We start from the raw sequence: 24,472 nt of genomic DNA, 5'->3' as shown, positions 1-24,472 counted from the left end.
TCACGCTATTCGTGAAAGAAAAGCGGCTTCCGCGTTTCCTAACTTTCCCGGGATTTACCCGCCACGGAAGCGTGCCATGGGGTCAGCCAGCCACGCAGCTGGGCGATGAGCGTGTAGAGCGTGAGGCCGATCAGTGTCAGCAGCACGATGACGGCGAAAAGCCCGGGCACCTGCAGCTCCTGCAGCATGGCAACGGCGAGGTAGCCGAGCCCCTCATTGCCGCCGATAAACTCGCCGACAATGGCCCCGATCATTGACATCACCACGGCCACTTCCATGCCAGCCAGGACGACAGGCAGGGCGGTGGGAAGGTCGAGCATGGTGAAGCGCTGAACCGGATTTGCCTGCAGCATGGTGAAGACGTCTCGATCACCGGGCTCGACCGAGCGGAACGCAACCAGCGCGTTCGAGAAAACCGGAAAAAAGGCGAGAGCCGCAGCAATGACGATCTTCGATTCGAGACCGAAGCCGAACCACAGTATGAAGAGCGGTGCGAGGGCGATCTTGGGGATCAGTTGCAGGCACACGATGAAGGGCTTGAACGCCCATTCGAGCATCTGCACGCGGGCCATTGCCATTCCAAGCGAAATCCCCAGAACAACGGCAATGAGAAAGCCGGAAACGGCCTCGATCACCGTGACGAGGGCGTGGCCCCAGATGTCCGGATCGCTTACGAGGCCGATGAAGGCCGAAACGATCTGCATCGGTGTGGGCAGGATGAATGCGGAGACCTCTGCGGTGTGCACATAAACCGTCCAGGCAATCAGGAAAGCAAAAACGGTTGCGGTCGGTAGCGCTATGCGGATGAACCGGTCGGTGCCCATCAGTGGCCTCCTGTCAGGCTGGCGCGCAGACGCACAAGCATGTCCTGAAACTCGGGTTTGCGTTGAAGATGAAGCGTGCGAGGACGCTCGAAGGGCATTTCGATTACCTCGGTGATGCGGGCCGGCCGGGACGCAAGGACGACAACGCGATCCGAAAGGAATGCCGCTTCGGTGATGGAATGCGTGACGAGAATGGTGGTGACCTGCGCCTTGGCGCAAACGGACATCAGCTCCATGTTCAGTGTGTCGCGCGTCATTGCGTCAAGCGCGCCGAAAGGCTCGTCAAGCAGCAAGACCTGGGGTTCGGTGATCAGTGCCCGTGCCAGCGATGCACGCTGGCGCATGCCGCCGGAGAGCGCGGAGGGGCGGGCCTTCTCGAAACCTTTCAGGCCCACCGTCTCACACAGCGTGTGCGCGCGTTCTTCCCGTTCCGCTTTTTTGACGCCCCGCAGGCGCAGGGGCAGGGCGACGTTCTCTGCCACGCTGAACCAGGGAAAAAGGCGCGCCTCCTGAAACATCATCGAGACGGGGCGTGTGGCTTCCGACGATCTTTTGCCGCCTTCCCAGACGGACCGGTTGCGCACGATGATTTCCCCTTCGCTCGGCTGTTCCAGGCCGGCGATGATGCGCAGGAGCGTGGTCTTGCCGCAGCCCGACGGGCCGAGCAGGGATATGAAATCGCCCCGCTGCATGTCGAGCGTCGCGTCACCGATGGCACGGACGGCGTTTTCGCCCTGGCCGAAGGTTTTGCCGATACCCACGATGCGGATATCGGCAGTATTCTCGATGTTCATGCTTTCAGAGCCTGGTCCAGAAGGTTGTTGGTGTAGAGCTCGCTCGCCGGTACGGCCTTATCGATGAGCTTGGCGTCGGCGAGCAGACCCACGGCGCGTTCCCACACTTCCGGTACGTTGCGCAGGATATTTTCCTTACCCTTGGAGGCCCAGTTCTGCGCATTGGTGTGCAGATCCTTCTGGGCGGTTTCCGTATTGTTGAGGCCGGTCACATCGTGCTTCTCACCGATCTTGGCAAGGATCGGCGTCAGGTCTTCCGCGTCGACGATCTCAGCAGCCGCACGGTGCGTTGCCCGCAGGAACGAGATGAATTTGTTCGGGTTTTCGGCGATCTCATCGGGTCGCGCGACGTAGACCTGGCCAGGCATGCCGTCGTCGATGGGCATGACTTCGACGTCGTCGCGCGCCGAGCTAGCGATGATCATGGATGAGGTATTGCCGAGAAATGCACCGGCGCGACCCGCTTCGATCAGCGCGAACGAGGCGGCAGAATCGGCGACCTTGACCTTGTTCACCGTTTCCGGCGAGGCGCCGGCTCCGGTCATCATCAGGTCGAGCGTGCCTTCCATCGAGCCCCCGAGCGTCGCCATGCCGACTGTGCGTCCTTCGAGGTCAGCGATCGTCTTTACCGGGTTTTCCTTGGAAGACAGAACGAAGAAGGGCGACCGCTGGGCGATCGTGGCGATCGAGATAAGCGGGGCGTCATTGTTCACGCGTGAAACGATATAGTTTGTGCCGCCGGTGCGTCCGGCGTCCATCTGCCTGGCGATTGTCATCTGTGCAGCGAGAGCCGCACCCTTGCCAGCCTGCAGGTTCATGGCCAGGCCTTCTTCGGCGTAGTAGCCGGCCGCATCGGCATAGATGACCGGCGCAAAGGCCAGTGAAAGCGTGAACGGTGTGATGAAGTTGAAGCTGCCCTGCGCATGGCTTCTGCCCGGAAAGGACAGCATGGCTGCACTCCCCATAGCACCCAGCATCAGGTTGCGTCTTGTCAGTTTCATGAGTTGCGCCCCTCTGTTCATATTTGAACGTAATGTTCAATTTAATCTAAGCCCAAATCGCAGGCCGTGGCAAGAGTGGGCTTGATCGGTTCGGCACAACCGGGTGGCTCACCGCATTCAGGTGCCCGTGCTCTCCTGGAGGGGGTAGGCGGGCGTGCCACCCAGCAACCGTGTGATGGCGGCTGCGGTGCGCACCACCTCGTCTCGAATGCTGGTGTCAATGCTGTCGACACGGTCGGCGGAGGCTGACTGGGTGGCATTGATGGCGGCCACGACATTCCCCTCAATGTCGCGCACCGGTGCGGCTATGCTGGCAATCCCTGTTTCGAAACTACCGATCTGGACAATCGCCGGCGTGCCGCGATCCCGTTGCCACTGCGCGACGAGTTCGCCCAGACTGCGTGGGGTCTGGCCCGGCGCGTTCTGATAGGTCTCGTCGCGGTAAAGACGCACCAGGTCGCTTTCGCTGAGGTCGGCGAGAAGCACGCGACCCATCGTGGTGCCGGCTGCCGGAAGGCGGCTACCGACATGGACGATGCTTGCAAGGCCCATATGGCTGGGAACACGCAGCATGTAGAGGACGAAGCGTCCATCGCGTACACCCAGATGCGCCGACCAGTCCGTCCTGTCGCGGAGTTTTTCGAGTTCCGGCAGGGCCACTTCGACCAGCTCGCGGGTCGCAAGATAGCCGTAGCCAAGGCGCAGAACCGCAGGGCCGAGCGTGTAGCGCCCTGTCTGCGGGTTGTGCAGAAGGTAACCCTGCTGGGCGAGTGTGTAGACGGTGCGAAACGCTGCGGATCGCGTCGTTTGAAGTCGGCGGGCTATGTCGGAGAGTGTCATTTCACGATCTTCAGGCGTGAAAGACTGCAGCGCCTGTAGCCCGCGGATCAAACCGGGGACGAGATATTTGTCGTCGGAGTGAGACGGTGTGGTGGGTGTTTTATCCATAAAACAGTGTCTAGCAGGTAAAATTAGCCTGCACTAGCCTTCTCGCACTTCACGCGAAAGGAAAGCCCATGACGATACATACGACCGCCACTTCGGCCCTGGCGCAGGAACTTGCAGCCCATACAGGCCGCTTTACGGACAAGACGTTTGACTGGAATGCTTTCCCGTCAAATGCCGGGTTCGATGATCTGGCCCGGGCACAGATGCGTTACATCGGTGCCGGGGGCTCTCCAAAGGTTGGCGACACGTCAACCATGAAGCCGGATCATTTCACCTTGAGCCTGATCTACAAGGAACCGGGAAAATACGCTGCCTGCCACAGCCATGAGATTGAGGAGAGCTTTCTCATCATCGACGGTGTGCTTGTGGTTGGCTGGGAAAAGGACGGCGAGGTCGTCGAGGTCAAGCTCGGTGCCAAGGACATGATCCTCAATGCCCGTGAGATCGGCCACGGTTTCCGCAATGATGGCGTCACGCCGGTGCTGATGTCCATTTCGGTCGATGTCGGCAAGCCGCTGCCGCCGGTCTATCACTACCACCCGAAGGAGCATCCGGCGGAGCTGGCGCGGAGTTTCGGTGCCGAGCCCGGCAAGACGTTGCCTTTCGACCGCAATGGCAGCCACCCGCTGCAGAAGCTGATGGCGCAGTATGTGGTGCGTCACAACGAACTGCCGACAATCTGGGAAAAGGCCGGCTTCACCCGCAAGGTCTATGTGGGTGAGGGCGGTATTGCCCACGACACCTGTCGCAAGGAGATGCTGGGCATTCCTTCAGGCGTTGGCATCAAGCCGATCGTTCGCGACGTGGAAGACGCCTATCTCGTTCTCGAAGGTTCGCTGATTGTCGGCTGGGAGGAGAATGGCGAGACCGTTGAGGTTGAGCTTGGGGCGCGCGATCTGGTCAAGACGCCTGCCGGTCGCAGGCACTGGTTCCGCAACAACTCCGCCGCTCCGGCCACGGTGTGGTCGGTTGTCGGATCTGCTCAGGCTGACGGCATAGTCTACGAGGCTGCCTAGGCGCCCGGCCCGTGCAGAAAGACCGCACCCAGCCCATGCAGGCTGGGTGCGCGCCATCACTGGTTTAGAAACAGTCAGAGCGGTTTCCAGGCAAAAATTTGCCATGCGCGCCGGGGTCAAGACGTTGGAGCTCAACCACCTCGTACCGGGGCTTCGACCCTGAGGAGAGCATCAAGGGTGGGATTGCAGCGGCGCAAACCATGAATGCCAGCCCCGTTCCGGTGCCGCCGCGCCGGCGCCGGATATGCTACTCCGAATTGAGATCAGGTGCTTTCAGAGAGAGCCGCCTCCCAGGCGTCGTATCCGTAGACCCAGTCCGCGTTCGAGCCCTTTTTCAGCCAGTTGTTGGCGAGTGATCCCTCCTGCACCCTGGCGGTTCTGGGGATGCGTGCAGCTTCATAATGTTTGAAGGCCTCCGAAACCGTGTCCGGCACAGCGCCGCTCAGGGCGCGTGCCAGCACGACCGCATCCTCGATCGCCATGCAGGCACCCTGCGCCATGAATGGCACCATGGGGTGTGCAGCATCGCCCAGAAGCGTGATGCGACCCTTCGACCAGCGCGGCATCGGTTCGCGTACATGCAATGCGGAACGGGTGACGCTTTCGCAGGCGTCCAGCAGGGCGCGTGCTTCAGGGTGAAAATCGGCATACGCTTCGCGCAGCTCGCCGATATCGCCTGGCAACGTCCACCCTTCTTCCGCCCAGTCGTCCTGCGGTGTGGTCGCGAAGACGAAAATCTCGCTGCCGAGGTTGAGCGGGAAGGTAACGATCTGGCGTTCAGGCGTCGGTCCCCACCATTTCGTGAACGAGTCGAGATTGGGTATGTTGCCGCCCCGCTCGCGCGGGAAAACGGCGCGATAGGAGACCAGGCCGGTGAACCGGGGGTGATCTTCGCCGAACAGTGAATGCCGCACCGCCGAGTGAATGCCGTCGGCGCCGATCAAGGCGTCTGCTTCAAACCGCGTGCCATCGGAGAGAATGGCGACCGCGCCGCTGCTGCCTTCTTCGGCGGCGATGACCTGTGTGGCGAAGCGGATCGTGTTCTCCGTCAGGGTGTTTTCCAGCGCAGCGAGCAGATCTGCACGGTGAATGGTGAGCTGGGGCGCACCGTAGCGCTCTTCCGCTGCGGTGCTCATTGGGAGACGTGAGGTTTCCTCTCCCGTATCCCAGGTGCGGCTGATGCGATATTCAGGGCGTGCCGCAGTCGTTCGCAGCAATTCGCCGATACCCAGCCCGTCGAGTGCGTGCACGGCATTCGGGGTAAGATTGACGTCGGCGCCAATGCGGCCGAAGGCGCGCGCGCGCTCGAAAATCGTGACGTCGTGTCCCTGTTTCTGCAGTGCGATCGCGGCGGCCATTCCGCCGACGCCGCCCCCGGCTATGCCGATCTTCATTCAGCTCACTCCCGAAATGTTCAAATAAGAACTATAAGTTCAAAAAATAACGGTATTGCGCTGGGCTGGCTCTGTCAACGCAGTCCGGCCTGTCACGCAACCTGCCGGCGGTCCGACCGGGGATGCAATCCCAAGATTTCGATCCTGCCAGAGGGGCGCCGGGAGGCCGCTTGACACGGGATCATCGATCCGTCATTCTTATTTTGAACAATATGTTCTTATTTGAACACATGGGAGGGGAAGATGGACGCCTTCAAAGATCGCCTGTCGCAGCGCGCCTTCGATACGGGGCGTCCCGGGCTGGAGCATCAATGTCGCGGGCGTGAGCTGGACGAGCGAGAGAATGCGCTGGCCGATGCCTTGATGACGATCTACGCCACGGGCGAGCACGACTTCTCCATGGTTGCGCGGCAGTTGGCGGAAAAGAACGTCGTTGCCCCACGCTCTGGCAGGACCGACTGGACGGAAGCGCTTCTGGCCGAAGAGTTGCAGGCGACGAACAGGGAGCTTGATGCAGCTTACGAGGCCAGCGGCTATGGCGCTTGAGTTTCGTTCCGTTACCAAGGAGTTCACAACGGGGACAGGGCAAAATCTCGTCGCCGTGAACGACATCAGCTTCCGGGTGAACGAGGGTGAGTTTGTCTCGGTTGTCGGGCCTTCGGGCTGTGGCAAGAGCACCATTCTCAGCATGACCGCGGGCCTCTACCAGCCGACGCGCGGGGAGGTTTATGTCAGCGAGGAACCGGTGGCGGGCCCGAACGCGCATGTCGGTTTTATGCTTCAGAAGGACCTGCTTCTGCCCTGGCGTGACATCGTTTCGAACATTGAGTTCGGGCTTGAAGCGCGCGGCGTTGCCAAATCGGAACGCCGGGATCGGGCCATGATCGAACTGAAGCGCTGTCATCTGGCGGGGTTCGAAAACCATTACCCCTACCAGTTGTCTGGCGGCATGCGTCAGCGCGCGGCGCTGGCTCGCACGCTTGCGATCAAACCGGAAATCGTTCTGCTGGATGAACCCTTTTCTGCGCTCGATGCGCAGACCAAGCTTCTGCTCCAGAACAGTTTCGCGGGCACCATCTCGCAGACCGGCAAGACAACGCTGCTGATCACGCATGACCTGTCGGAGGCGGTGCTGATGTCCGACCGCATTCTCGTCCTTTCCGAACGACCGGGCACCATCGTGACGGAGATCAAGGTTGATTTGCCGCATCGCGAAGAACCGCTTCGCCGCAGGGTGATGCCCGAGGTCAGCGATTACGCAGCCCAGATATTCAAACACCTGAAACTCGAAGAAAAAGCCATCTGACTGGCACTAAGCAAAAGGGGAATTTTGATGAGACGCATGCTTCAGTCGGCTCTCGCCGCTGCTCTTCTCACGGCTTCAGCCGCCACGGTCTTTGCCGCTGAAAAGGTGACATATCTTTTCCCTGCACCTGATTTCCTTCCCGCCTTCGCGCCCTTTCAGCTCGCCAAAAGCAAGGGCTATTTCGAGGCTGCAGACCTCGACGTGACCTTCCAGGTTGGCAAGGGCGGTGCGGACGTGGCCACGCAGGTGGCTGTCGGGAATGCCGATCTTGGCGGAGGCATCGGGGACACACCCATCATCGTGCGCGCCAACGGGCTGGATATTCGCGGCGTGGCCCTGCTCGGCGGCCGTGGTCTGACGCAGCTTGCCTGGCGCAAGGACAGTGGCATTACCGGGCCGGCCGATCTGAAAGGCAAGTCGATCGGTGTGCTCTCCTTCCAGGACACCACTTACTACAATCTTCTTGGGGTGCTCGCCTCCGCCGAGATGACCAAGGCCGATGCCGACATTCAGGCGGTTGGAGCAGGTGGCATCATCCAGCTCACCATCGCCGGAAACCTGCATGCCATGTCCGGCGTGCCCGAATGGATTGCAGCGATCGAGGCGGCCGGCGTTGAAATGGAGCAGATGCCGGTCGATGAGGTTTTTCCGGCCATGGCGCAGGCGATTATCGCCTCCGACAAGACGATCCAGGAACGCCCCGAAGTAGTGCGCGGCTTTGTCGGCGCAGTCCTGAAAGCGGTTGGCGACATTGCGGCAGATCCGGCGCAGGCCGCCAGGGACTACGTTGCCGCCGTGCCGCAGCACGCCGGCAAGGAAGCCGAGATCGAGGGCATTCTGCGGTCCTATGCAACGCTGGTCTACCCGGAAGGTGAAAACCAGCCGCTCGGTGCATTCGACCCGGAGCGCATCGCGAGGGTGCAGGCCTTCTATGTCGACAACGGCATTGTCCAGACCGCGGTTCCGGTCGAGGACCTCTACACAAACGAATTCGTCCAATGACACAGGTCAGTTCGATGGAGACCGGGGCAGGAGCCCCGGTCAAGGCGGCGAAACCCATCATGACTTCACGGCGCAGCACACTCCTTGCAAGCCTCGGCCTTCTGGTTCTGGTCCTGCTCGCATGGCAGTTCCTGCCGCCGGCGCTTGGCGTTCCGAAATTCATCATCCCGACGGTCACAGACTGCCTTGCCGAAATGAAGCGCATGCTGCTTCAGGAAGGGCTCGTTGGCCACACGCTCTCGACGGCACTTTATACGGTGCTCGGCTTTGCCATTGGCAGCCTGCTTGGCGCTGTGATCGGCTATCTGCTCGGTATGTCGGAGTTCTGGGAGAAGGTTCTGTCACCCTACATTCTGGCGTTGCAGATCGCACCGAAAGTGGCCTTCGCACCGCTCTTCATCATGTGGTTCGGCTACAACGCCATGCCAAAGCTTCTGGTGACGGTGCTGATCGTCTTCTTCCCCGTTCTGGTCAATGTGCTTCAGGCCATGCGAACGGTCGATCGGGATCTCGTCAATCTGGCGCGCGCCTACAACCTGTCCCGCTGGGGCATCTTTCTGAAGGTCGAAATGCCTTCCACCATGCCCAATCTGATGGCCGGGCTGCGGATTGCATCGACACTGGCCGTGATCGGCGTGACGGTTGGCGAACTGGTTGGCGGAAACACCGGCCTCGGCTTCCTGATTTCCTACGGAGGCGGGCAAGCCAATGCGGCCATGGTCTTCAACGCGATCGTTCTGCTCACCGTGATCGGCTTTCTGCTCTACGCCGTGCTCGTCCGGATTGAGGAACGGGTGCTGCATTACCTGCCCAAGGCCCAGCACTAGCAGGCAGGGCCTCACACAATCACTGTCGACGGAAGCGGGAGGCTTTCGGATATCCATGACGGAGACGGACATGACAGCCATGGACAAGAAATCGCTGATCGAGGATCGGGTGAACAGCGGCCTGCGCGGCCAATGGTACCCGGTGGCCAAATCGGTCGAGGTTAAAGCGTCAAAACCCTATGGAACGAGGCTTCTGGGAGAGAAGATCGTGCTTTGGCGCGATGCGGAGAACAGGCTCCGCTGTGTCGAGGATTTCTGTCCCCATCGCGGCGCTCCGCTTTCCTATGGCGAAATCCATGAGGGCAATATCGGTTGCCGTTATCATGGCGTTGTCGTCAATGGAGAGGGCGTGGTGGTGCGGGTTCCGGCCATGCCCGAATGCGCGCTGGAGGGGCGCAAGGCGCTCAAATCCTTTGAGGTGCGGGAGGCAGGCGATGCCGTGTTCGTCTACGTGCCATCGGCCGAACAGCCCGAAGCGCCGGACCTGGCGCTGCCCAGGGAACTGACGGACGATGCGTGGACGGGTTTCCTTTGCACGGGTGTCTGGGAAACGAACTATCGTTACGCGCTCGATAACCTCGCCGACCCCATGCATGGCTGCTATCTGCATGCCGAGAGCTTTACGCTTGCCTTTGGTTCCAAACAGGACCTGATGAAGCTGGACAAGACCGATGCGGGTTTTCGCGTCAGCCGGGTTGGCCAGGTCGGCGAGAACTTCGACTGGACCGAGTTCGAGGTGCATCCAGGCTCGATGTTCTGCTTTCTTGAAATTCCGTATCCGCCGGCGGCGGGACCGGGCGGTGTTTTCCGCATCATCGGTTTCGTGACCCCGGTGGATGCGACCACCTGCAAGGTTTTCTTCTGGCGCATGCGCAGGGTTTCTGGCCTCGCGCGTGACAGCTGGCGCTTCCTCTATCGCGCCCGGCTGGAAAAGACGCATTGGGACGTGCTTGAGCAGGATCGGGTCATGCTGGAGGGAATGCCCGACGACGCGCGCAAGCGCGAAATGCTCTACCAGCACGATCTTGGCGTCTCCCGCGTTCGGCAGATCCTGACGCGTGCTGCGAAGAGCCAGGTCGAAGCCGAGATGGCTGCCGAGTGATGGTTGAGGGACGAACCATACTGGTTACGGGTGCCGCACACGGACTTGGCGCCGAGATTGCCCGCCACCTCGCGAAGAACGGTGCGCGGCTCGTTCTCGCCGACATCGCCGAGGAGGAGGGCCGCGCGATCGCTGATGAGTGTGGTGCGCGCTTCATTTTCGTTGATCTGGCCGATCCGGCGTCAATCCAGGCTGTTGGGCGAAACCTCGCCGAGCAGGATGGTGTCCTGCATGGCCTCGTCAACAATGGCGCAATCGCCACAGGCATAGGCGGCATCCCGTTCGAGGAAATCGACATCGATAGCTGGGACCGGGTGATGCAGGTCAATGTGAGGGGCACGTGGCTGATGATGCGTGCAGTGACCCCGTTGCTGAAGGCGTCGGGCTCGGGCCGCATTGTCAATGTCGCCTCCGATACTGCGCTCTGGGGTGCGCCGCGCCTGATGTCCTACGTGGCCAGCAAGGGTGCTCTCATGGCGATGACACGCTCGCTGGCACGCGAGCTTGGGCCGGACCGTGTCGGTGTGACGGCGATAGCGCCCGGCATCCTCACCACGGAATCGACCGGCTATGTGCCTGAAGCCCGCCACCGGCTCTATGCGGAAGGACGCGCCGTGCCGGGGGCGCAGGGGCCGGGTGAGATTACCGAAATCGTCGCCTTCCTGCTTGGCGAGGGGGCGCTGACGCTGACGGGGCAGACGCTGCCGGTAAACAACGGCTTTGTTTTCAATTGAGGCGGTGATGACGTTTGAAGTCAATGAATCGGGTGGGATCGAGTATCTGGAGCGGCCAGGCGAGGGTGGCCCCGTTCTTGTGCTTCTGCACGGGGTTGGCTCGAATGCGGCGTCCTTCATGCCGCTTTTGCCACACCTGCCGAAGGCGTGGCGGGTAATCGCATGGAATGCACCGGGCTATTGCGGTTCGGCTCCGCTCGACATCGAATGGCCGCTGGCAGGCGACTATGCGGCGGCGCTCGAGGCGCTTCTCGATCGGCTGGGTCTCCAGCGGGTCCTGCTCGCGGGACATTCGCTCGGCTGCCTGATGGCGGCGTCCTTTGCCTCGACGCACAGAAACCGGGTCGAACGCCTGCTGCTCAGCTCTCCGGCGCTTGGCCATGGCGTGCCACGGGGAGCCGCACTGAGTGCCGCTGCCCAGGCGCGCATCGATGATCTGCAGACTCTTGGTCCAGAGAAGTTCGCCGATCTTCGGGCGCCGAGGCTTGTCTATGCGCCTGATGACAACAAGAACATCGTCGCGCGCGTGCGTGACGGGATGGCAAAGGTCAGCGTGCCGGGCTACCCGCAGGCCGCTCGCATGCTGGCCTCCGGCCGGTTGCTTGACGATGCCGAACGGCTCCAGGTGCCCACCGATGTCATCGTCGGGGCAGAGGATGTCGTCACCCCGCCGGAATCGGCCCGCCGGGCCCATGCGGCCCTTCGTGATCCCTGGCGTGGATCGCTCACATTCGTGCCGGGCGCAGGACACGCTCTTTATCAGCAGGCCCCCGCCGCCTTTGCGGCGGCGCTGGATGCGCTCGCGGAAATCGTCGGCTGAGGCCGGGAGGAGGAACGATCATGGCAGAGACAATTCGCGTCGGCAGCCTTCGCGGCATCATGATGCGCGGACCCGGCATCACGAGCACGCTGCCCTTTTACGAGGACATGTGGGGCCTGAGCCTTGCCCATAAGGAGGATGGTATCGCGCTTCTGCGCGGCACCGGCGAGGAGCCGTTTCTCTACGGGCTTAAGGATGGGCCGGTCTATGGCATCGAATATGTCCACTTTGCCATGCCTGACCGGGCATCGATGGATGCACTCTATCGGCAGGTCATTGCGCGCGGCGGCATCGCGCTCGCGGAACCGGACCTCTTTGACGACTACGCCGGCGGATACGGTTTCGAGATGCTCGACCCCGACAACCGCCGTCTCCGTTTCCGCACCGAGGCGCTCACGCATGATGAGGAGCCCGAATGGGCCAAGCCGCGCAAGGTGAGCCATGTGGTGCTGAACACCCCGGACATGGACGGCGTGCAGGAATTCTACACGCATGTGCTGGGCTTCCGCGTTTCGGACTATTCAGCCGATCAGATGGTGTTCCTGCGTTGCAACTCGGATCACCATTCGATCGCCCTGGTCCGCGGGAACTATGCCAGTGTCAACCACGTCGCTTTTGAAATGCCCTCCATCGACGAGTTCATGCGCGGTATCGGTCGCATGAAGCAGAAGGGGCATGTGCCGACCTGGGGCCCAGGGCGTCATGGACCCGGCAACAATCCCTTCGCCTATTTCGTTTCCCCATCGGGCTTCGTCATCGAGTTCACCTCCGAACTACAGCAGATCGATGAAACGAGCCATGAAGCCCAGGTCTGGCCGCGCGACAAGCCTGAAGCCATGGATCGATGGATGACGGCCGGCCCGCCGACGCCGGCGCAACGCGCGGTGATGCAGGGCCGCCCGGACCCCGGCTTCCCCGAACTCGCACCCGCCAGGAGCAAGATCTGATGCACTACGGATACGATGGAAAAGTCGCGGTGGTCACGGGCGGTTCGTCCGGCATCGGGCTGGCAACGGTCGAGACCCTGCTCCAGTCCGGTGCGAGCGTGGCGCTGTGCGCGCGCACCGAAAGCCGGCTCAACGATGTGGCGGCCGTCCTCATCCGCGACCACGGGGAGGAGCGTGTCTTTGCGCGTGCACTGTCCGTTCTGGAACCGGATGCGGTAAAAGACTTCGCCGGTTCGGTGGAAGCGCGCTTTGGTCGCTGCGACCTGCTTGTCAACAATGCCGGGCAGGGCCGTATCTCCACCTTTGAAGACACGAGCGATGACGACTGGCGCGCCGAGTATGAGTTGAAGCTGTTCAGCCAGATTCATCCCACCCGCGCCTTCCTGCCGATGCTGCGCCGGGCAAAGGGCGCCATCGTCGCGGTCAACTCATTGCTGGCCTACCAGCCGGAACCACACATGGTCTGCACGTCCTCGGCGCGGGCCGGCGTGCAAAATCTTCTCAAGTCGCTGAGCGTGGAACTGGCGCCCGATGTGCGGGTCAATTCGGTCCTGCTTGGTCTTGTCGGTTCAGGGCAGTGGTCGCGCCGCTTTGCGGAGCGTGAGGACCAGAGCCAGAGCCGGGCTGAATGGTACGGCGCACTGGCGGCAAAAAAAGGCATTCCGCTCGGTCGCCTGGGCAATCCCGCGGAAGCCGCCGCGGCCATCGCTTTTCTCGGCTCGCCGGCGGCGAGCTACATCACAGGTGCTCAGCTCGAAGTGTCGGGCGGCCTGTCTCGTTACATTTGAGGGATACGGGATGAAACTCGAAACAATCACAGCCTCGGAGACGGTTGGCGAGCTCATCGCCCGCTATCTCGCAGAGATCGGCGTTACGACCGTGTTCGGGGTCATCTCCATTCACAACATGCCGATCCTGGATGCAATTGCACGTCAGGGCCGTATCCGGTTTGTGCCTGCGCGTGGTGAGGCTGGTGCCATGAACATGGCGGATGCCTTTGCACGCGTTTCCGGAGAACTGGGGGTCTGCATGACCTCCACGGGAACCGCCGCCGGCAACGCGGCAGGCGCACAGGCTGAGGCGCTTACGGCGGGTTCTCCGGTTTTGCACATCACGACCCAGGTCGATCTGGAGTTCGCGGATCGCGACCGGGCGGCCATCCATGACGTGCCGCGGCAGCCGGAGATGCTGCGCGGCATCTCCAAGGCGGTGTTCCGCATGTGGGACGCCAATGGTGCGGTGGGAACCCTCACTGCGGCCGTATCGGCGGCACTCTCCGCGCCGACAGGCCCGGTCAGTCTGGAGATTCCCGTCGATGTTCAGCGCAGGGCCGCTCATCCGGCGACGCGCATTCACCTTCCGCAGCCAACCACGCCGATTGCCCCCGAGAGTGTGATCGATGAGATCGCCGAGCTGGTGAAGACGGCCAAACGTCCGCTTTTGTGGCTGGGTGGCGGTGCACGCGGGGCGGTCAGGGAGGCCACTGAGCTGATGCGTCGGGGCTTCGGCGTGGTTACCTCCACCAATGGTCGCGCGATCGTGTCCGAGGATGAGCCCGCAAGCCTCGGGGCGTTCAACATGACGCCGGAGGCCGTCGAGCTTTATGAAAGCTGCGATCTGATGATCGTCGTCGGCTCGCGTCTGCGCGGCAATGAGACCCGCAACAACAAGATGCCTTTGCCGCGCCCTCTCGTTCAGGTCGATGCCGACGCCGCGCAGGGCGGTCGCAATTATCCGGTCGAGGTTTTTGCCCATGGCGATGCCGCCGACACGCTGGCCCGCCTGCTCGCACGCCTGCCCGATACCCTCGACACCGATACCAACCTCTCTTTCGACATCGCCCGCACCCGCGCCGCTGCCGAAGGCCGCATGCGTGATGTTCTGGGACCGTATCGCATTCTTGCCGACACACTGGCTGAACGGGTGTTTTCGGACGCGCATCCGTGGGTGCGCGACGTGACCATCTCCAATTCCACGTTCGGCAATCGCTATGTGCGCATCGCCAGCCCCAATCTTGGCGTGCACGCGCTGGGTGGTGGTATCGGGCAGGGGGTTGCGATGGGCGTCGGCGCGGCCCTTGCGTCGAAAGGGGCAAAGGCGATCACCCTTCTCGGCGACGGCGGAACCATGCTTGGCCTCGCGGAGATGATCACCGCCGTCGAGGAGCAGGCTCCCCTCGTTTATCTGCTGATGAACGACAAGGCCTACGGTGTCATCCAGAACATTCAGGACGCCCAATACGACAGTCGGCGTCACTATTCGGCGCTTGCGACACCGGATTTCGCGGAGTTCTGCAAAGCCATAGGCATGCCCCACCGGCTTGTCAGCGACATATCGGACTTCTCCGCCGCTCTGGAGGAGGCGGTTGCGGCCAGTGGACCGCGTTTGATCGAAATCGACATGTGCGCCATCGGTCCGTTCAAGGAAGCGTTTGCCGGCCCGCCCGCCGGTGCTGCCGGCAAGGAGGCATAGCGCGATGCGGCTTGGAATGATCGGCTTTGGGAATATTGCCCAGACCCTTCTGAAACAACTGGCCGAAACGCTCGATGGTCCGTTGGAGCTCCTGGCCGTCGTGACACGGCCGGAAACGGCGGGCGAAACCGAAACGCGCCTGAGAACGGAATTCGGTGCACTGGCGGGTGAGCTCGTCGTCGTTACCGGTGCTGAAGCGCTTCTTCAGAAGAAACCGAATCTCGTGGTCGAGTGCGCCGGTCACTCGGCCGTTGTGGCACATGTCCCCCCGGTGCTCCGCTCCGGCATTGATGTGGTCATCGTTTCCATCGGCGCATTGTCCGATGCGGCGCTGGAGGCCGAGTTGCGGTCGGCCGCCGGGGCGGGCGGCGCGCGCCTTGTCCTGCCGGCGGGTGCGGTTGGCGGCATTGATCTTCTGGCGGCACTTGGCGTTGCCGGCGGACTTGACGTGCGCTACCGCGGTTCCAAGCCGCCGCGCGCCTGGAGCGGAACGCCCGCCGAAAAGGCGGTTGATCTGGTGAACCTCACCGAGGCCGCGACATTCTTCACCGGCAATGCGCGCGAGGCCGCACGAGATTTTCCCAAGAATGCCAATGTTGCGGCAACGCTCGCTCTGGCAGGCGCGGGGTTTGAGGCAACCCATGTGGAACTGGTGGCCGATCCGGCTGCGCCGGGCAATGTCCATGAATACTCTGTCACCTCGCCACTGGCGAAATACACCATGCGCATTGAGAACCTGCCGTCGGCGGGCAATGCCAGGACATCTGTTTCCACGGTCTACAGCGTCCTGCGGGAGATCCGGAACCGCATCGGTCCGGTGGCAATCTGAGCAATCTGAGAGGGAGGTGAGCATGATCGAGTTGCCGCAGAACAAGCTGTTCATCGCCGGTGAATGGGAAGAGGGCACGGGCGCGGAGATCACCTCCGTCTTTCCCGCTGACGGCAGTGTCAACCGCGTGCTGCACGGTGCCAGCGTCGCGGATGGCGAACGCGCGATCGAGCGGGCCAAGCGTGCGCAGGCCGATCCGGCGTGGCGCAATCTGAAGCCGCACGAACGGGCGCGTTTCCTCTATGCCATCGCCGACGGCATTGAGGCCAATGCCGAGCGTATCGCCCATATCCAGAGCCGCGATACGGGCAAGACCCTGCGTGAGACAGGAGCGCTGGCAGCGTCCGCCGCCGGCACATTCCGCTATTTCGGCGCGGTGCTTGAAACCTCCGATGAAGCGCTGACCGCACAGCGGGGCGACGCGCTCACCATGTCCGTTCATGAACCGCTTGGTCTTATTGGTGCGATCACGCCATGGAATTCGCCGATCGCCTCGGACGCCCAGAAGGTTGCACCAGCACTTGCGGCAGGGAACGCCGTTCTTTTGAAACCGGCTTCGTGGTCGCCGCTTGTCTCCCTGGAGCTGGCACGCATCATCGAGGCTTCGGGGTTGCCGAAGGGGCTGTTCTCGGTGCTCCCGGGAGCGGGCCGCGAGATCGGCAATCTGCTTGTCGAACACCCTGACATCGCCAAGATCAGTTTCACCGGCGGAACCGATACCGGACGGGCGCTGGCGGTAAAGGCTGCGCAGAAACTCATGCCGGTTTCCCTGGAGCTCGGCGGCAAGTCGCCCACCATCGTCTTCGCCGACGCCGATATCGAACAGGCGCTTGCCGGTGTGTTGTTCGGCATTTTTTCCTCCACCGGGCAAAGCTGCATTGCTGGCGCGCGCCTGTTTGTCGAGCGGCCGATTTATGATCAATTTGTCGAGCGCCTCGTGGAGGCGACACGGCGTCTCAAGGTCGGTCATCCCTTCGACGCGGCAACACAGGTCGCTCCGATGGTGCATTTCGACCATCGCAACAGTGTTGCCGACCATGTGGAAAGGGCGCGCAGAGAAGGGGCCGAGATTCTTGTCGGGGGGCGCGCTCCTGAGGGCGCCGACTTCGACAAGGGCGCCTACTACCTGCCGACCATCCTCGCCGGTCTGGACAACACGGCGCGCATCTGCCGGGAGGAAGTGTTTGGCCCGGTCCTTGTCGTCCTGCCCTTCGATGATGAAGATGAACTGATCGCCCAGGCCAACGACAATGAATACGGTCTTGCCTGTGGCATCTGGACCCGGGATTTCCCGAAGAGCTGGCGAGTGGGCCGGGCCATCAGCACCGGCACCGTATGGATCAATACCTACAAGCAGTTCTCCATCTCGACGCCTTTCGGTGGTGAGAAGGAGAGCGGGATGGGGCGCGAGAAGGGGCGCGAGGGCGTTCGTGCCTATATGGCACAGAAGTCGTTCTACACCGACCTTTCGGGTGCACCGCATCCGTGGGCCGCAGCGACGGTGGGTGCATCATGAGCCGCGCTGTCGCCATTGTCGGCTCGGGGCCGTCCGGGTGCTATCTGGCGCAGGCGCTGCTGAAGGCTGCCCCCGACCTGAGGGTGGATCTGATTGATCGTCTACCCGTTCCCTACGGGCTGGTGCGTTATGGAGTGGCAGCCGACCATCAGGGCACCAAGGGCGTGATCAGGCAGTTCGAGAGAGTGTTCGAGCGCCAGGGCGCAGGCTTTGTGGGCAATGTCACCATCGGCGAGGATGTGAGCCTCGACGCCCTGCGTGAAGCCTATGATGCGGTCGTGCTCGCAGCCGGGCTGTCGGCGGATCGAACGCTTGGCATCGCAGGCGAGGATTTGCAGGGTGTTCATCGCGCCGGCCAGTTGACGCGGGCGCTCTACGAGCATCCCGATGCCGCACCTTTGCCGGAACTGGGCTCCCGGGTCGTGATCATGGGCAATGGCAATGTCGCCATAGACATTCTGCGCCTGTTGGCCAAGACGCCGGAGGAACTGGCGGGGTCCGATCTGGGTGCAGCGCCGAGCGACTGGCTGGCACGTTCAGACATTGAGGAAATCGAGATTGTTGGCCGTTCGCCGGCATCGGCAGCGAAGTTTGATCCAGTCATGATCAAGGAGCTTGCGAAGCTCGAAGGCATCAATATTCGCGTTCTTGGAGCTGACAGGAGCGATGATCCCGAAGCGGCAAAGAAGCTTGCCGCGCTTGAGGCGATCGATGGGCATGGCTCCGGTGCGCGACGCATAACATTTCGCTTTGGTTTGACGCCGGTCGAGCTCTCGGGACCGGACGGACATCTGAAAGAAGCATGCTTTCAGGATGGAGAGGGCAACACAGTAATCCTCCCTTGCGGCACCTTTATCACCGCAATCGGCTTTGGCGCAGAGGTCGGCCTGCCGCGTGATCTTCTGATCGGGGAAGCGGTCGATCGGGAGGCAGGGGTTCTTGCTCCCGGGCTTTATGCGACCGGGTGGTTTCGCCGTGGGCCGCAGGGCACGATTCCTGACAATCGCGCCGATGCACAGCGTCTGGCGACCCGCATTCTGGATGACTTTGAGGGCGCCCCGGCACTGCCTGAAAAACCCGGACGGCAGGCTTTCCCCGACTGGGCCGGGGCGGTCGGCTATCACGGCTGGAAACGCATCGATGCAGCCGAGATTTCCAACGCACCTGAAAACCGCTGCCGCGCCAAGATCGCATCGCGCGATGCCATGCTGGCGCTGGCCCTTCAGAAAGAGGAGGTTTCACAATGAACATCATGCTTCTTTATGGCACCGAGACCGGCAATGCCGAAATGCTCGCCGAGGACATCATGTCCGAGCTTGAGGGCGACCATGAGGTCGAGTGCCGCAACCTGTCGGACTTTTCACCCGACGAGTTCGATGCAGGCCGGCTGCACATGATCATCTGCTCTTCTTATGGCGATGGCGAACTGCCAGCCTCCGCTCAGCCTTTCGCCGAAGCGTTGAAAACGGCGGCACCGGACCTGAAGGGCATTCACTTCGGCATTTTCGGTCTTGGAGACCGCGAGTATGAAGAGACCTTCGGTTTTGGCAGCGGGACCCTTGCGGAGCTGCTCATCGCCCACGGCGCGGTGCAGATCGGCGAGCGCATCACACATGATGCTTCCGGCAGCGACATGGCTGAAGACGTGGCCTTTCCATGGGCGAGCCAGATCGTGACGCTGGCCGAGGAGAAAATCGGCGAGGTCGCGTGATGAAAGCGGCTGACATACGCGCGTTGATCTCCGTTCCGTGGCAACACGGTGCGTGCGTTGACCTGTCGGGCGTCGTTTGTGAGGGGCGGCTTGACCTTGGTGGATTGGACATAACGGGGATCAATTTCAGCGGCGCCTCATTTCCCGATGGGTTTGACGCGACGCGGGCACGCTTTCTTGGGGTCAGTTGGTTCAGCGGGGCAGATTTTGGCAGCGCCGCCGGATTTACAAACGCGCTCTTTACCAACGATGCCCGCTTCGAGAAGACCGTCTTTGCCGCTGAGGCGCTTTTTTCCGGCGCGGAGTTCCGGGGGATCGCACGTTTCGACCAGGCAGGCTTTCCGATGGGAGCCGATTTTCAGGAGATCGCCTGTTACGGAAATTTCTCACTCCACGGCGCTCGCATGGACCGGAAAGCCTCCTTCCGACGGGCGGAGTGGCTTGGTGGTTTGTGGTGCGAGGCGGCGCGCCTGCCTGAAAGCGCCGACTTTTCCGAGACACAGGTGCATGGCCGCCTGTGGCTGCGCCGCGCTCTTGTCGGAAGCGCGAAGCTGGAGAGCAGTTCCTTCGCGCTTTCTTACGGTTATACTTACAGTTGATCGGCTGACCAGCCGCGATAGCCCAGAGCTTCGGACATCGCACGCGCGACTGCCTTGAGTTCATGCTCTATCTTCTCGGCGTGCGGCCCGTCCTCGGCGAACACGCTTGCGTGACCCGTCACATTGATGGCACCGACGGCGCGCGCCTGGTGATCGTGGATCGCGACCGCCGCCGAACCGATCTCACGCTCAAAATTCGCTACGCTCCAGGCGATGCCGCGGGCGCGGTCGTTCTGCAGCTGCTTTTCGAGATCGGCAAGGGTCGTGCGTGTCTTTGTTGTGAAGGATTCCATCGTTTGCCCTGCGTAGAGCGAGCGCAGCGAAGCGGCTGGCAGTTCGGCAAGCAGAATGCGGCCGATCGTGGTCGCATGGGCGGGCAATCGCGTGCCCTCGCGCACGGTGCTGGCCAGGTGTGAATTGGGTGTTTCACGCGCGAGATAGACGATCTCGCGGCCTTCAAGAACGCCAAGATGCGCCGACAGGTTGAGTGCTTCGACGAGCTGCTTGAGAAATGGGCGCGCAACCTGAAGAATGCTGCGTTCGTTCAGAGCCTCCGAGGCAAGAGCGATCAGTCCCGTGCCGAGGCGATATCCGCCATCGTCAGCAATCGGTTCGATGATGCTCTCGGCCTCGAGCGTCGCAAGCAGACGGATCAGCGTCGTCCGGTTGATGTCCAGCGTCTTTGCTGCATTGCTGATGTTGCGGCATCGATTTCCCGCTGCAATGTAGCGAAGCAGTGCGATTGCCCGGGTGACGGGTGGCACGACGTAAAGAGGTTCTTTGGTTTCGCTTTTCTGTGTTCCGGCCACAAGATGCCCCGTCGAGTTGGTCTTATTTGGTCGCGTTTATCATATTTGAACACGCGGCAGTAGAGCGGTTTCCCACGCAATTTTCGGGAATCGTCGATTTGCGAACGGTTCGTTGTTCCGGAGAAAGCCAGCCATTTGTACCAGCTGTTCAAGGTTTCCGTTGCGCCGGCTGCCATGGGGCGCGTGCTGCGCAGCCGCTTCGATATGTGCGTGCAATGCGATTTCTTGGGTCCTGTTCATCGACCGTATCCTCTTACTGTCGACCCCGCCGCTGCCGAACCGTGAAGCCGAACGCGGCGGGGAGGGCGGCTACCGTCTCGTTGCTATGACGGCTGTGAAGATTCCAGTCGGTCACTGAATACGCAGGAAATGCTCCGCCATCGATGGCGCCTCCCCCATATGAGGGACGGCAGCCGGTCTGAGGCGGGGTAGTCCCGGGTCACTGATGGATGACACGGATGGAGAAAACGCCAGATGATCCGGCAGTTTGTAAGCGGGGCAACCTGCCTCGTTCGCTCGCTGGTGGTGAGCGCGATGCTCGTTGCCATATCGGCAGTGGGGGCGGGTGCACAAAGCAAAGCGGCGGATGAAATTGCCGCCCGAAGCGTGGTCCTCTCTCTTTATACGGTCAATTCCATGCTGGAACAGCAAGGTGCCGGGCTCGAGGCGGGCGGAAATGTGATGACATCGTTTCGCGCATTCCTGGCCCCCCAACTCATCGAAGCGATCGCTGCGGGCAACGATGGATTTCGTCCTCTGGTCGGCGCGCATGAAGGCACGGTGGACGATTATGAGTTGCGGATGGCAGCGGACCAGCCGGCAGAAGAGACCGTCATAGAGGCCGCGGTGAAGTCCCGGGGCGCTGTCCGATTGATTTCATTTGCGGTTGCGGGCTCGAACGGCCGTCCGTTGATAACGCGGATATGGGGTGATGGCTGGTCCCTGGGAAAGGGCAGCGCCGCAGCAATGCGCCCGGCTTCCGGGGCGCCCGGGCATTCTCCGAGCCAGGAGGAACAGAAAGCTCTTGCAGCGGCGGATCGAGGCGGCACGGAGGCGGGCGATGGACGCGCTTCCGACGCTATGCTCCCCCTGCCGTATCAGGACGAATTCGATGGCGATACTCTGGGGCCCGAATGGGGCGTGATCGGGGAAGCCCCCGATAAATTCGTCGTTGAAAATGGCGTTGTCTATCAGATCGCGACGGGCGGGGACGACACGTTCCGCAATGAGGGCAGCGAAAACATCTTCCGGCTCGGCAAGGCGCCGGAAGGCGATTTTGATATGACGCTGACCGGGCTTCTCGAAGCCAAGACCGGGAGGGAAGGCGTCTGGCTGGGCCTCTATGAGGATTCGACGAACTTTCTTGCGGGCACGCTTCACGTCTACACCAGCGGCTGCGGCCCCTATCTGACCCTGAGGATCGTCAATCGGCAACATGTCGCCGGTGTCGAGGAACCCCTGACCAGCGAATTCCACGACAATCTCTTTGACAAGGGCCCCCTTCTGTCCAGCTACTGCAATGCCGGCAACCGGGAGATCGGCGACGCAATCCTGCAACGCCTCAACGAAACCGGCTTTTCACTGACCCTCTCCCGACGGGGGATTCTCCATTTCGCGACGGTCGAACTCGATCTTCCGGCCTTCGGCGACAATCCGGGCGGGCGTGTCAGCGTCACCACACGCAACGTCGCGCGCACAACTGCCGCAGGCAGGCCCGCATTCATGCTGGGGCAGCTTCAACGGGCGGGGAATGGCGAGTCGGTCGCACAGTTCGACCGTTTTTCGATTTCTGCGCCGGTCAACTGACGGCGGCCATCATGATGGGATTTCCGGCCATGTTTCGTAATTCAGGAATTGCTCTTTGGGCGCTGGCCAGTTCACTTCTGGCGGCATGCGGAGGGAGCGCTCAGGCGCAGGACATCAACGCGGCAGTTGCTCTTGTCGAGCAATTCATCGGCGCGCACAGGACCCATCTCGACACCATGCAGGGCCCGCTGCTCAACGATGCGCGTGCCTTTGCACCCTATGTGGTCGATGGACTGGCCGTGGACGGACTGCAGGGGCGCCTCGGTTTCGATCCGATCTACAATGCCCAGGATTTCGAGATCACCAACCTCCGGGTCTTCGCCGACCCGACCACACCAGTTATGCGCGGCGCTGCACAGGTGCATGTCAGCCTAGACAATTTCGGACAGCGCCAGAAGTTCGTCTACACGCTCGTGCCGGTTGCACCCGACAATGCCTGGCAGATCTCCGACATTTATTCCGAGAACAGTGACTGGTCGCTTGCCGATATGGCAGCCAATCTCGGCATAGACCTCAGACGCCAAAACGGAACCGAAGTGACCCTGCAAAACGTGGGTTTTCCCATCCCGTGTGCGTCCGCGTGCGGTCAACCTGTCAAAGCCGATGCGCAGGAGGATCACGATCCGATTGTCGTCCCGGGAATGGAAGAGGGCGATCTGCCCGGCAACGGCATCAATCCCGCGGGGCGCAATCTTTTGCTCATTCTCGATGCGTCGGGTTCGATGTGGGGACAGATTGAAGGTGTCGCCAAGATCACCACAGCCCGTCAGGCGCTCACCGGAATCCTGGGCGATCTCGATCCAGCAACGAATGTAGGGCTGATGGCCTATGGCCACCGGCGTGAGGGAGACTGCTCCGACACTGAAATTCTCTATCCGGTTGCCAACTATGACGCGGGACGACTCATCCCAGCAATAGAAGGCCTCTCGCCGCGCGGGAAAACCCCGATCGCCGGTGCACTGGAGCGGGCGGCTGCCGCCATGCCCGCTGCCGGCCAGTCTTCGAGCGTTCTTCTGATTTCCGACGGACTGGAAACCTGCGGCGGCGATCCGTGTGCTGCGGCGGCCCGGCTGGCCCAGTCGGGAATCGATACACGTGTTCACGTCGTTGGTTTCGATCTGAACGAGGAGGAGCACGCGGCGCTCCAGTGTATCGCCGAGAAGGGCAATGGCACCTATCATCCGGCAAACGATGCGCGAAGCTTCGTCGCTGCCGTCAAAGATGCGGTGCGGGAAACGGAGACTGTCACACCAGCGCCTGCCCCGGCGCCAGTCGCCCGGCCAACCGCTGAAACCGTGTTCGAGGAGACGTTCGACGGTCCGGCGCTCAATGCGGCGTGGCGGGTGGACAACCCGGCTGAAGAGCTAACCGCGTTCACCCCGCAGGGCGCACTCTTCGTTGCCGCGCTCGGCAGGGCACCCTATTTCACAAATCCAGAGGCAACGAACCGTTTCGTGCTGGATCGTCCCCTTCCCAAGGGAGATTTCGATCTTGTTCTGGATTTCAGGGTCAATGTGCAGACCAGGCGCGAGGGCGTCATGCTGTCGCTGTTTGAGGCCGCACACGAACAGATCGGGGCCCGCATGTGGCTTGAACCGAAGGGATGCGGCACCCTGCTCAATCTCTCACTGGTCCGGATATCAGGTGCGGAGGACGACCCCGAGACGACCTCTTTCGATACCAACCTGCTAGGCGGTCCCTGGGTTGACGGTGTCTGCAATGCCGCTGGTCGCGAGCGGGGCGATGCCATTCTTGAGACCCTTGGCCGGGACGGTGCGCAACTGCGTCTCAAACGGCGTGGCCGGGAAATCACGGCTTCGCTCGAGATGCAGATGCCGGGCGAGGGCGAGGCGCTCTCCTACACGACCCAGTCGATCACGGTGCTCCGGCCGTCGGGTGCCGCGAGCTTGCTGGGTGGCCACGGGCACAAGGCGCTGCCCGGTGAAAGCCATTTCGAGTTCGATCGCTTCGCAATCGAGGTGCCCAAACAATGACGCCCCGTCATTGGCTGATTT

The 24,472-nt window shown here is 61.8% G+C and carries 24 protein-coding genes; 18 read left to right on the top strand and 6 right to left on the bottom strand.

Translation table 11 applies throughout. The features are described 5' to 3' along the window. Nucleotides 1-38 precede the first annotated feature (38 nt). The 4 genes from AC07E3_RS11690 to AC07E3_RS11675 all read right to left on the bottom strand — a co-directional run bounded on the left by AC07E3_RS11690 (nucleotide 39) and on the right by AC07E3_RS11675 (nucleotide 3,567). Nucleotides 39-824, bottom strand: coding sequence for an ABC transporter permease (locus AC07E3_RS11690; RefSeq protein WP_478362051.1), 786 nt, complete (start codon nucleotides 822-824; stop codon nucleotides 39-41). Beyond that, nucleotides 824-1,618, bottom strand: a complete 795-nt coding sequence (locus tag AC07E3_RS11685; protein ID WP_336069471.1) for an ABC transporter ATP-binding protein — start codon at nucleotides 1,616-1,618, stop codon at nucleotides 824-826. Before AC07E3_RS11685 ends, AC07E3_RS11690 begins: the two co-directional genes overlap by 1 nt. After that, nucleotides 1,615-2,619, bottom strand: coding sequence for an ABC transporter substrate-binding protein (locus AC07E3_RS11680; RefSeq protein WP_478362049.1), 1,005 nt, complete (start codon nucleotides 2,617-2,619; stop codon nucleotides 1,615-1,617). Before AC07E3_RS11680 ends, AC07E3_RS11685 begins: the two co-directional genes overlap by 4 nt. A gap of 117 nt (nucleotides 2,620-2,736) precedes the next feature. Then, on the bottom strand, nucleotides 2,737-3,567 hold the full coding sequence (locus AC07E3_RS11675; protein WP_336069476.1) for an IclR family transcriptional regulator: 831 nt from the start codon (nucleotides 3,565-3,567) through the stop codon (nucleotides 2,737-2,739). 68 nt (nucleotides 3,568-3,635) lie between these two features. Here AC07E3_RS11675 and AC07E3_RS11670 point away from each other — a divergent pair, with 68 nt between their 5' ends. Continuing rightward, a complete protein-coding gene (locus AC07E3_RS11670; RefSeq protein WP_478362047.1) occupies nucleotides 3,636-4,583 on the top strand; it encodes a cupin domain-containing protein in 948 nt (315 codons plus the stop codon). Nucleotides 4,584-4,846: 263 nt separating this feature from the next. Here the strand turns inward: AC07E3_RS11670 and AC07E3_RS11665 are convergent, their stop codons facing one another. Next, the gene (locus AC07E3_RS11665; RefSeq protein ID WP_478362045.1) at nucleotides 4,847-5,977 is read right to left on the bottom strand and encodes an FAD-dependent monooxygenase; all 1,131 of its coding nucleotides are present in this window, start codon (nucleotides 5,975-5,977) and stop codon (nucleotides 4,847-4,849) included. Between the two features lie 243 nt (nucleotides 5,978-6,220). Here AC07E3_RS11665 and AC07E3_RS11660 point away from each other — a divergent pair, with 243 nt between their 5' ends. The 15 genes from AC07E3_RS11660 (at nucleotide 6,221) to AC07E3_RS11590 (ending at nucleotide 19,842) form a co-directional block, all read left to right on the top strand. Continuing rightward, on the top strand, nucleotides 6,221-6,523 hold the full coding sequence (locus tag AC07E3_RS11660; RefSeq protein WP_336069483.1) for a recombinase-like helix-turn-helix domain-containing protein: 303 nt from the start codon (nucleotides 6,221-6,223) through the stop codon (nucleotides 6,521-6,523). Then, nucleotides 6,513-7,283: an ABC transporter ATP-binding protein gene (locus tag AC07E3_RS11655; RefSeq protein WP_007010779.1), complete on the top strand. Its 771-nt coding sequence runs from the start codon at nucleotides 6,513-6,515 to the stop codon at nucleotides 7,281-7,283. The genes AC07E3_RS11660 and AC07E3_RS11655 overlap by 11 nt, the downstream gene beginning before the upstream one ends. A gap of 27 nt (nucleotides 7,284-7,310) precedes the next feature. Next, the gene (locus AC07E3_RS11650; RefSeq protein WP_478362043.1) at nucleotides 7,311-8,285 is read left to right on the top strand and encodes an ABC transporter substrate-binding protein; all 975 of its coding nucleotides are present in this window, start codon (nucleotides 7,311-7,313) and stop codon (nucleotides 8,283-8,285) included. After that, complete coding sequence (locus tag AC07E3_RS11645) at nucleotides 8,282-9,112, top strand: ABC transporter permease (protein ID WP_223006101.1); 831 nt, start codon at nucleotides 8,282-8,284, stop codon at nucleotides 9,110-9,112. Before AC07E3_RS11650 ends, AC07E3_RS11645 begins: the two co-directional genes overlap by 4 nt. A 70-nt stretch (nucleotides 9,113-9,182) precedes the next feature. Continuing rightward, complete coding sequence (locus tag AC07E3_RS11640; protein ID WP_478362041.1) at nucleotides 9,183-10,214, top strand: Rieske 2Fe-2S domain-containing protein; 1,032 nt, start codon at nucleotides 9,183-9,185, stop codon at nucleotides 10,212-10,214. Further along, on the top strand, nucleotides 10,214-10,948 hold the full coding sequence (locus AC07E3_RS11635) for an SDR family oxidoreductase (protein ID WP_478362039.1): 735 nt from the start codon (nucleotides 10,214-10,216) through the stop codon (nucleotides 10,946-10,948). Before AC07E3_RS11640 ends, AC07E3_RS11635 begins: the two co-directional genes overlap by 1 nt. Nucleotides 10,949-10,955: 7 nt before the next feature. Then, entirely contained in the window at nucleotides 10,956-11,768 is an 813-nt protein-coding gene (locus tag AC07E3_RS11630) for an alpha/beta fold hydrolase (protein ID WP_336069493.1), read from the top strand. A 20-nt stretch (nucleotides 11,769-11,788) separates the two neighbouring features. Continuing rightward, entirely contained in the window at nucleotides 11,789-12,715 is a 927-nt protein-coding gene (locus AC07E3_RS11625) for a VOC family protein (protein WP_478362037.1), read from the top strand. Further along, nucleotides 12,715-13,503, top strand: coding sequence for an SDR family oxidoreductase (locus AC07E3_RS11620; protein WP_065815661.1), 789 nt, complete (start codon nucleotides 12,715-12,717; stop codon nucleotides 13,501-13,503). Before AC07E3_RS11625 ends, AC07E3_RS11620 begins: the two co-directional genes overlap by 1 nt. 10 nt (nucleotides 13,504-13,513) lie before the next feature. Further along, nucleotides 13,514-15,187, top strand: a complete 1,674-nt coding sequence (locus AC07E3_RS11615) for a thiamine pyrophosphate-binding protein (protein WP_478362035.1) — start codon at nucleotides 13,514-13,516, stop codon at nucleotides 15,185-15,187. A 4-nt stretch (nucleotides 15,188-15,191) separates the two neighbouring features. Continuing rightward, a complete protein-coding gene (locus AC07E3_RS11610) occupies nucleotides 15,192-16,016 on the top strand; it encodes an aspartate dehydrogenase (RefSeq protein WP_478362033.1) in 825 nt (274 codons plus the stop codon). A gap of 22 nt (nucleotides 16,017-16,038) precedes the next feature. Next, nucleotides 16,039-17,532 (top strand): aldehyde dehydrogenase, encoded by a 1,494-nt coding sequence (locus AC07E3_RS11605; RefSeq protein WP_478362031.1) that lies wholly within the window; start codon nucleotides 16,039-16,041, stop codon nucleotides 17,530-17,532. Beyond that, complete coding sequence (locus tag AC07E3_RS11600; RefSeq protein WP_478362029.1) at nucleotides 17,529-18,779, top strand: FAD-dependent oxidoreductase; 1,251 nt, start codon at nucleotides 17,529-17,531, stop codon at nucleotides 18,777-18,779. The genes AC07E3_RS11605 and AC07E3_RS11600 overlap by 4 nt, the downstream gene beginning before the upstream one ends. Beyond that, the gene (locus AC07E3_RS11595; RefSeq protein ID WP_478362027.1) at nucleotides 18,776-19,243 is read left to right on the top strand and encodes a flavodoxin domain-containing protein; all 468 of its coding nucleotides are present in this window, start codon (nucleotides 18,776-18,778) and stop codon (nucleotides 19,241-19,243) included. Before AC07E3_RS11600 ends, AC07E3_RS11595 begins: the two co-directional genes overlap by 4 nt. Then, entirely contained in the window at nucleotides 19,189-19,842 is a 654-nt protein-coding gene (locus AC07E3_RS11590; protein WP_478362025.1) for a pentapeptide repeat-containing protein, read from the top strand. Before AC07E3_RS11595 ends, AC07E3_RS11590 begins: the two co-directional genes overlap by 55 nt. Here AC07E3_RS11590 and AC07E3_RS11585 read toward each other — a convergent pair. Then, nucleotides 19,833-20,606 carry an IclR family transcriptional regulator gene (locus AC07E3_RS11585; protein WP_478362023.1) on the bottom strand — a complete coding sequence of 258 codons (774 nt, stop codon included), beginning with the start codon at nucleotides 20,604-20,606 and terminating at the stop codon, nucleotides 19,833-19,835. The two genes, AC07E3_RS11590 and AC07E3_RS11585, sit on opposite strands and share 10 nt — an antisense overlap. A gap of 519 nt (nucleotides 20,607-21,125) precedes the next feature. Between AC07E3_RS11585 and AC07E3_RS11580 the strand changes: the two genes are divergently transcribed. Together AC07E3_RS11580 and AC07E3_RS11575 are read left to right on the top strand one after the other, a co-directional pair. Beyond that, on the top strand, nucleotides 21,126-22,457 hold the full coding sequence (locus tag AC07E3_RS11580; RefSeq protein WP_478362021.1) for a hypothetical protein: 1,332 nt from the start codon (nucleotides 21,126-21,128) through the stop codon (nucleotides 22,455-22,457). 29 nt (nucleotides 22,458-22,486) lie between these two features. Continuing rightward, nucleotides 22,487-24,451, top strand: a complete 1,965-nt coding sequence (locus tag AC07E3_RS11575; RefSeq protein WP_478362019.1) for a vWA domain-containing protein — start codon at nucleotides 22,487-22,489, stop codon at nucleotides 24,449-24,451. Nucleotides 24,452-24,472 lie beyond the last annotated feature (21 nt).

It is taken from the genome of Nitratireductor lacus (assembly GCF_056431025.1).
This window is presented reverse-complemented; position numbering and strand designations above follow the sequence as displayed.

What these genes read in the sequence shown, in the direction of transcription:
- AC07E3_RS11685 (WP_336069471.1), bottom strand. Translation starts at nt 1,618, where the DNA reads ATGAACATCGAGAATACTGCCGATATCCGCATCGTGGGTATCGGCAAA.
- AC07E3_RS11590 (WP_478362025.1), top strand. Translation starts at nt 19,189, where the DNA reads ATGGGCGAGCCAGATCGTGACGCTGGCCGAGGAGAAAATCGGCGAGGT.
- AC07E3_RS11630 (WP_336069493.1), top strand. Translation starts at nt 10,956, where the DNA reads ATGACGTTTGAAGTCAATGAATCGGGTGGGATCGAGTATCTGGAGCGG.
- AC07E3_RS11680 (WP_478362049.1), bottom strand. Translation starts at nt 2,619, where the DNA reads ATGAAACTGACAAGACGCAACCTGATGCTGGGTGCTATGGGGAGTGCA.
- AC07E3_RS11675 (WP_336069476.1), bottom strand. Translation starts at nt 3,567, where the DNA reads ATGGATAAAACACCCACCACACCGTCTCACTCCGACGACAAATATCTC.
- AC07E3_RS11655 (WP_007010779.1), top strand. Translation starts at nt 6,513, where the DNA reads ATGGCGCTTGAGTTTCGTTCCGTTACCAAGGAGTTCACAACGGGGACA.
- AC07E3_RS11620 (WP_065815661.1), top strand. Translation starts at nt 12,715, where the DNA reads ATGCACTACGGATACGATGGAAAAGTCGCGGTGGTCACGGGCGGTTCG.
- AC07E3_RS11670 (WP_478362047.1), top strand. Translation starts at nt 3,636, where the DNA reads ATGACGATACATACGACCGCCACTTCGGCCCTGGCGCAGGAACTTGCA.
- AC07E3_RS11575 (WP_478362019.1), top strand. Translation starts at nt 22,487, where the DNA reads ATGTTTCGTAATTCAGGAATTGCTCTTTGGGCGCTGGCCAGTTCACTT.
- AC07E3_RS11600 (WP_478362029.1), top strand. Translation starts at nt 17,529, where the DNA reads ATGAGCCGCGCTGTCGCCATTGTCGGCTCGGGGCCGTCCGGGTGCTAT.
- AC07E3_RS11625 (WP_478362037.1), top strand. Translation starts at nt 11,789, where the DNA reads ATGGCAGAGACAATTCGCGTCGGCAGCCTTCGCGGCATCATGATGCGC.
- AC07E3_RS11690 (WP_478362051.1), bottom strand. Translation starts at nt 824, where the DNA reads ATGGGCACCGACCGGTTCATCCGCATAGCGCTACCGACCGCAACCGTT.
- AC07E3_RS11610 (WP_478362033.1), top strand. Translation starts at nt 15,192, where the DNA reads ATGCGGCTTGGAATGATCGGCTTTGGGAATATTGCCCAGACCCTTCTG.
- AC07E3_RS11635 (WP_478362039.1), top strand. Translation starts at nt 10,214, where the DNA reads ATGGTTGAGGGACGAACCATACTGGTTACGGGTGCCGCACACGGACTT.
- AC07E3_RS11660 (WP_336069483.1), top strand. Translation starts at nt 6,221, where the DNA reads ATGGACGCCTTCAAAGATCGCCTGTCGCAGCGCGCCTTCGATACGGGG.
- AC07E3_RS11640 (WP_478362041.1), top strand. Translation starts at nt 9,183, where the DNA reads ATGACAGCCATGGACAAGAAATCGCTGATCGAGGATCGGGTGAACAGC.
- AC07E3_RS11645 (WP_223006101.1), top strand. Translation starts at nt 8,282, where the DNA reads ATGACACAGGTCAGTTCGATGGAGACCGGGGCAGGAGCCCCGGTCAAG.
- AC07E3_RS11595 (WP_478362027.1), top strand. Translation starts at nt 18,776, where the DNA reads ATGAACATCATGCTTCTTTATGGCACCGAGACCGGCAATGCCGAAATG.
- AC07E3_RS11665 (WP_478362045.1), bottom strand. Translation starts at nt 5,977, where the DNA reads ATGAAGATCGGCATAGCCGGGGGCGGCGTCGGCGGAATGGCCGCCGCG.
- AC07E3_RS11580 (WP_478362021.1), top strand. Translation starts at nt 21,126, where the DNA reads ATGATCCGGCAGTTTGTAAGCGGGGCAACCTGCCTCGTTCGCTCGCTG.
- AC07E3_RS11650 (WP_478362043.1), top strand. Translation starts at nt 7,311, where the DNA reads ATGAGACGCATGCTTCAGTCGGCTCTCGCCGCTGCTCTTCTCACGGCT.
- AC07E3_RS11615 (WP_478362035.1), top strand. Translation starts at nt 13,514, where the DNA reads ATGAAACTCGAAACAATCACAGCCTCGGAGACGGTTGGCGAGCTCATC.
- AC07E3_RS11605 (WP_478362031.1), top strand. Translation starts at nt 16,039, where the DNA reads ATGATCGAGTTGCCGCAGAACAAGCTGTTCATCGCCGGTGAATGGGAA.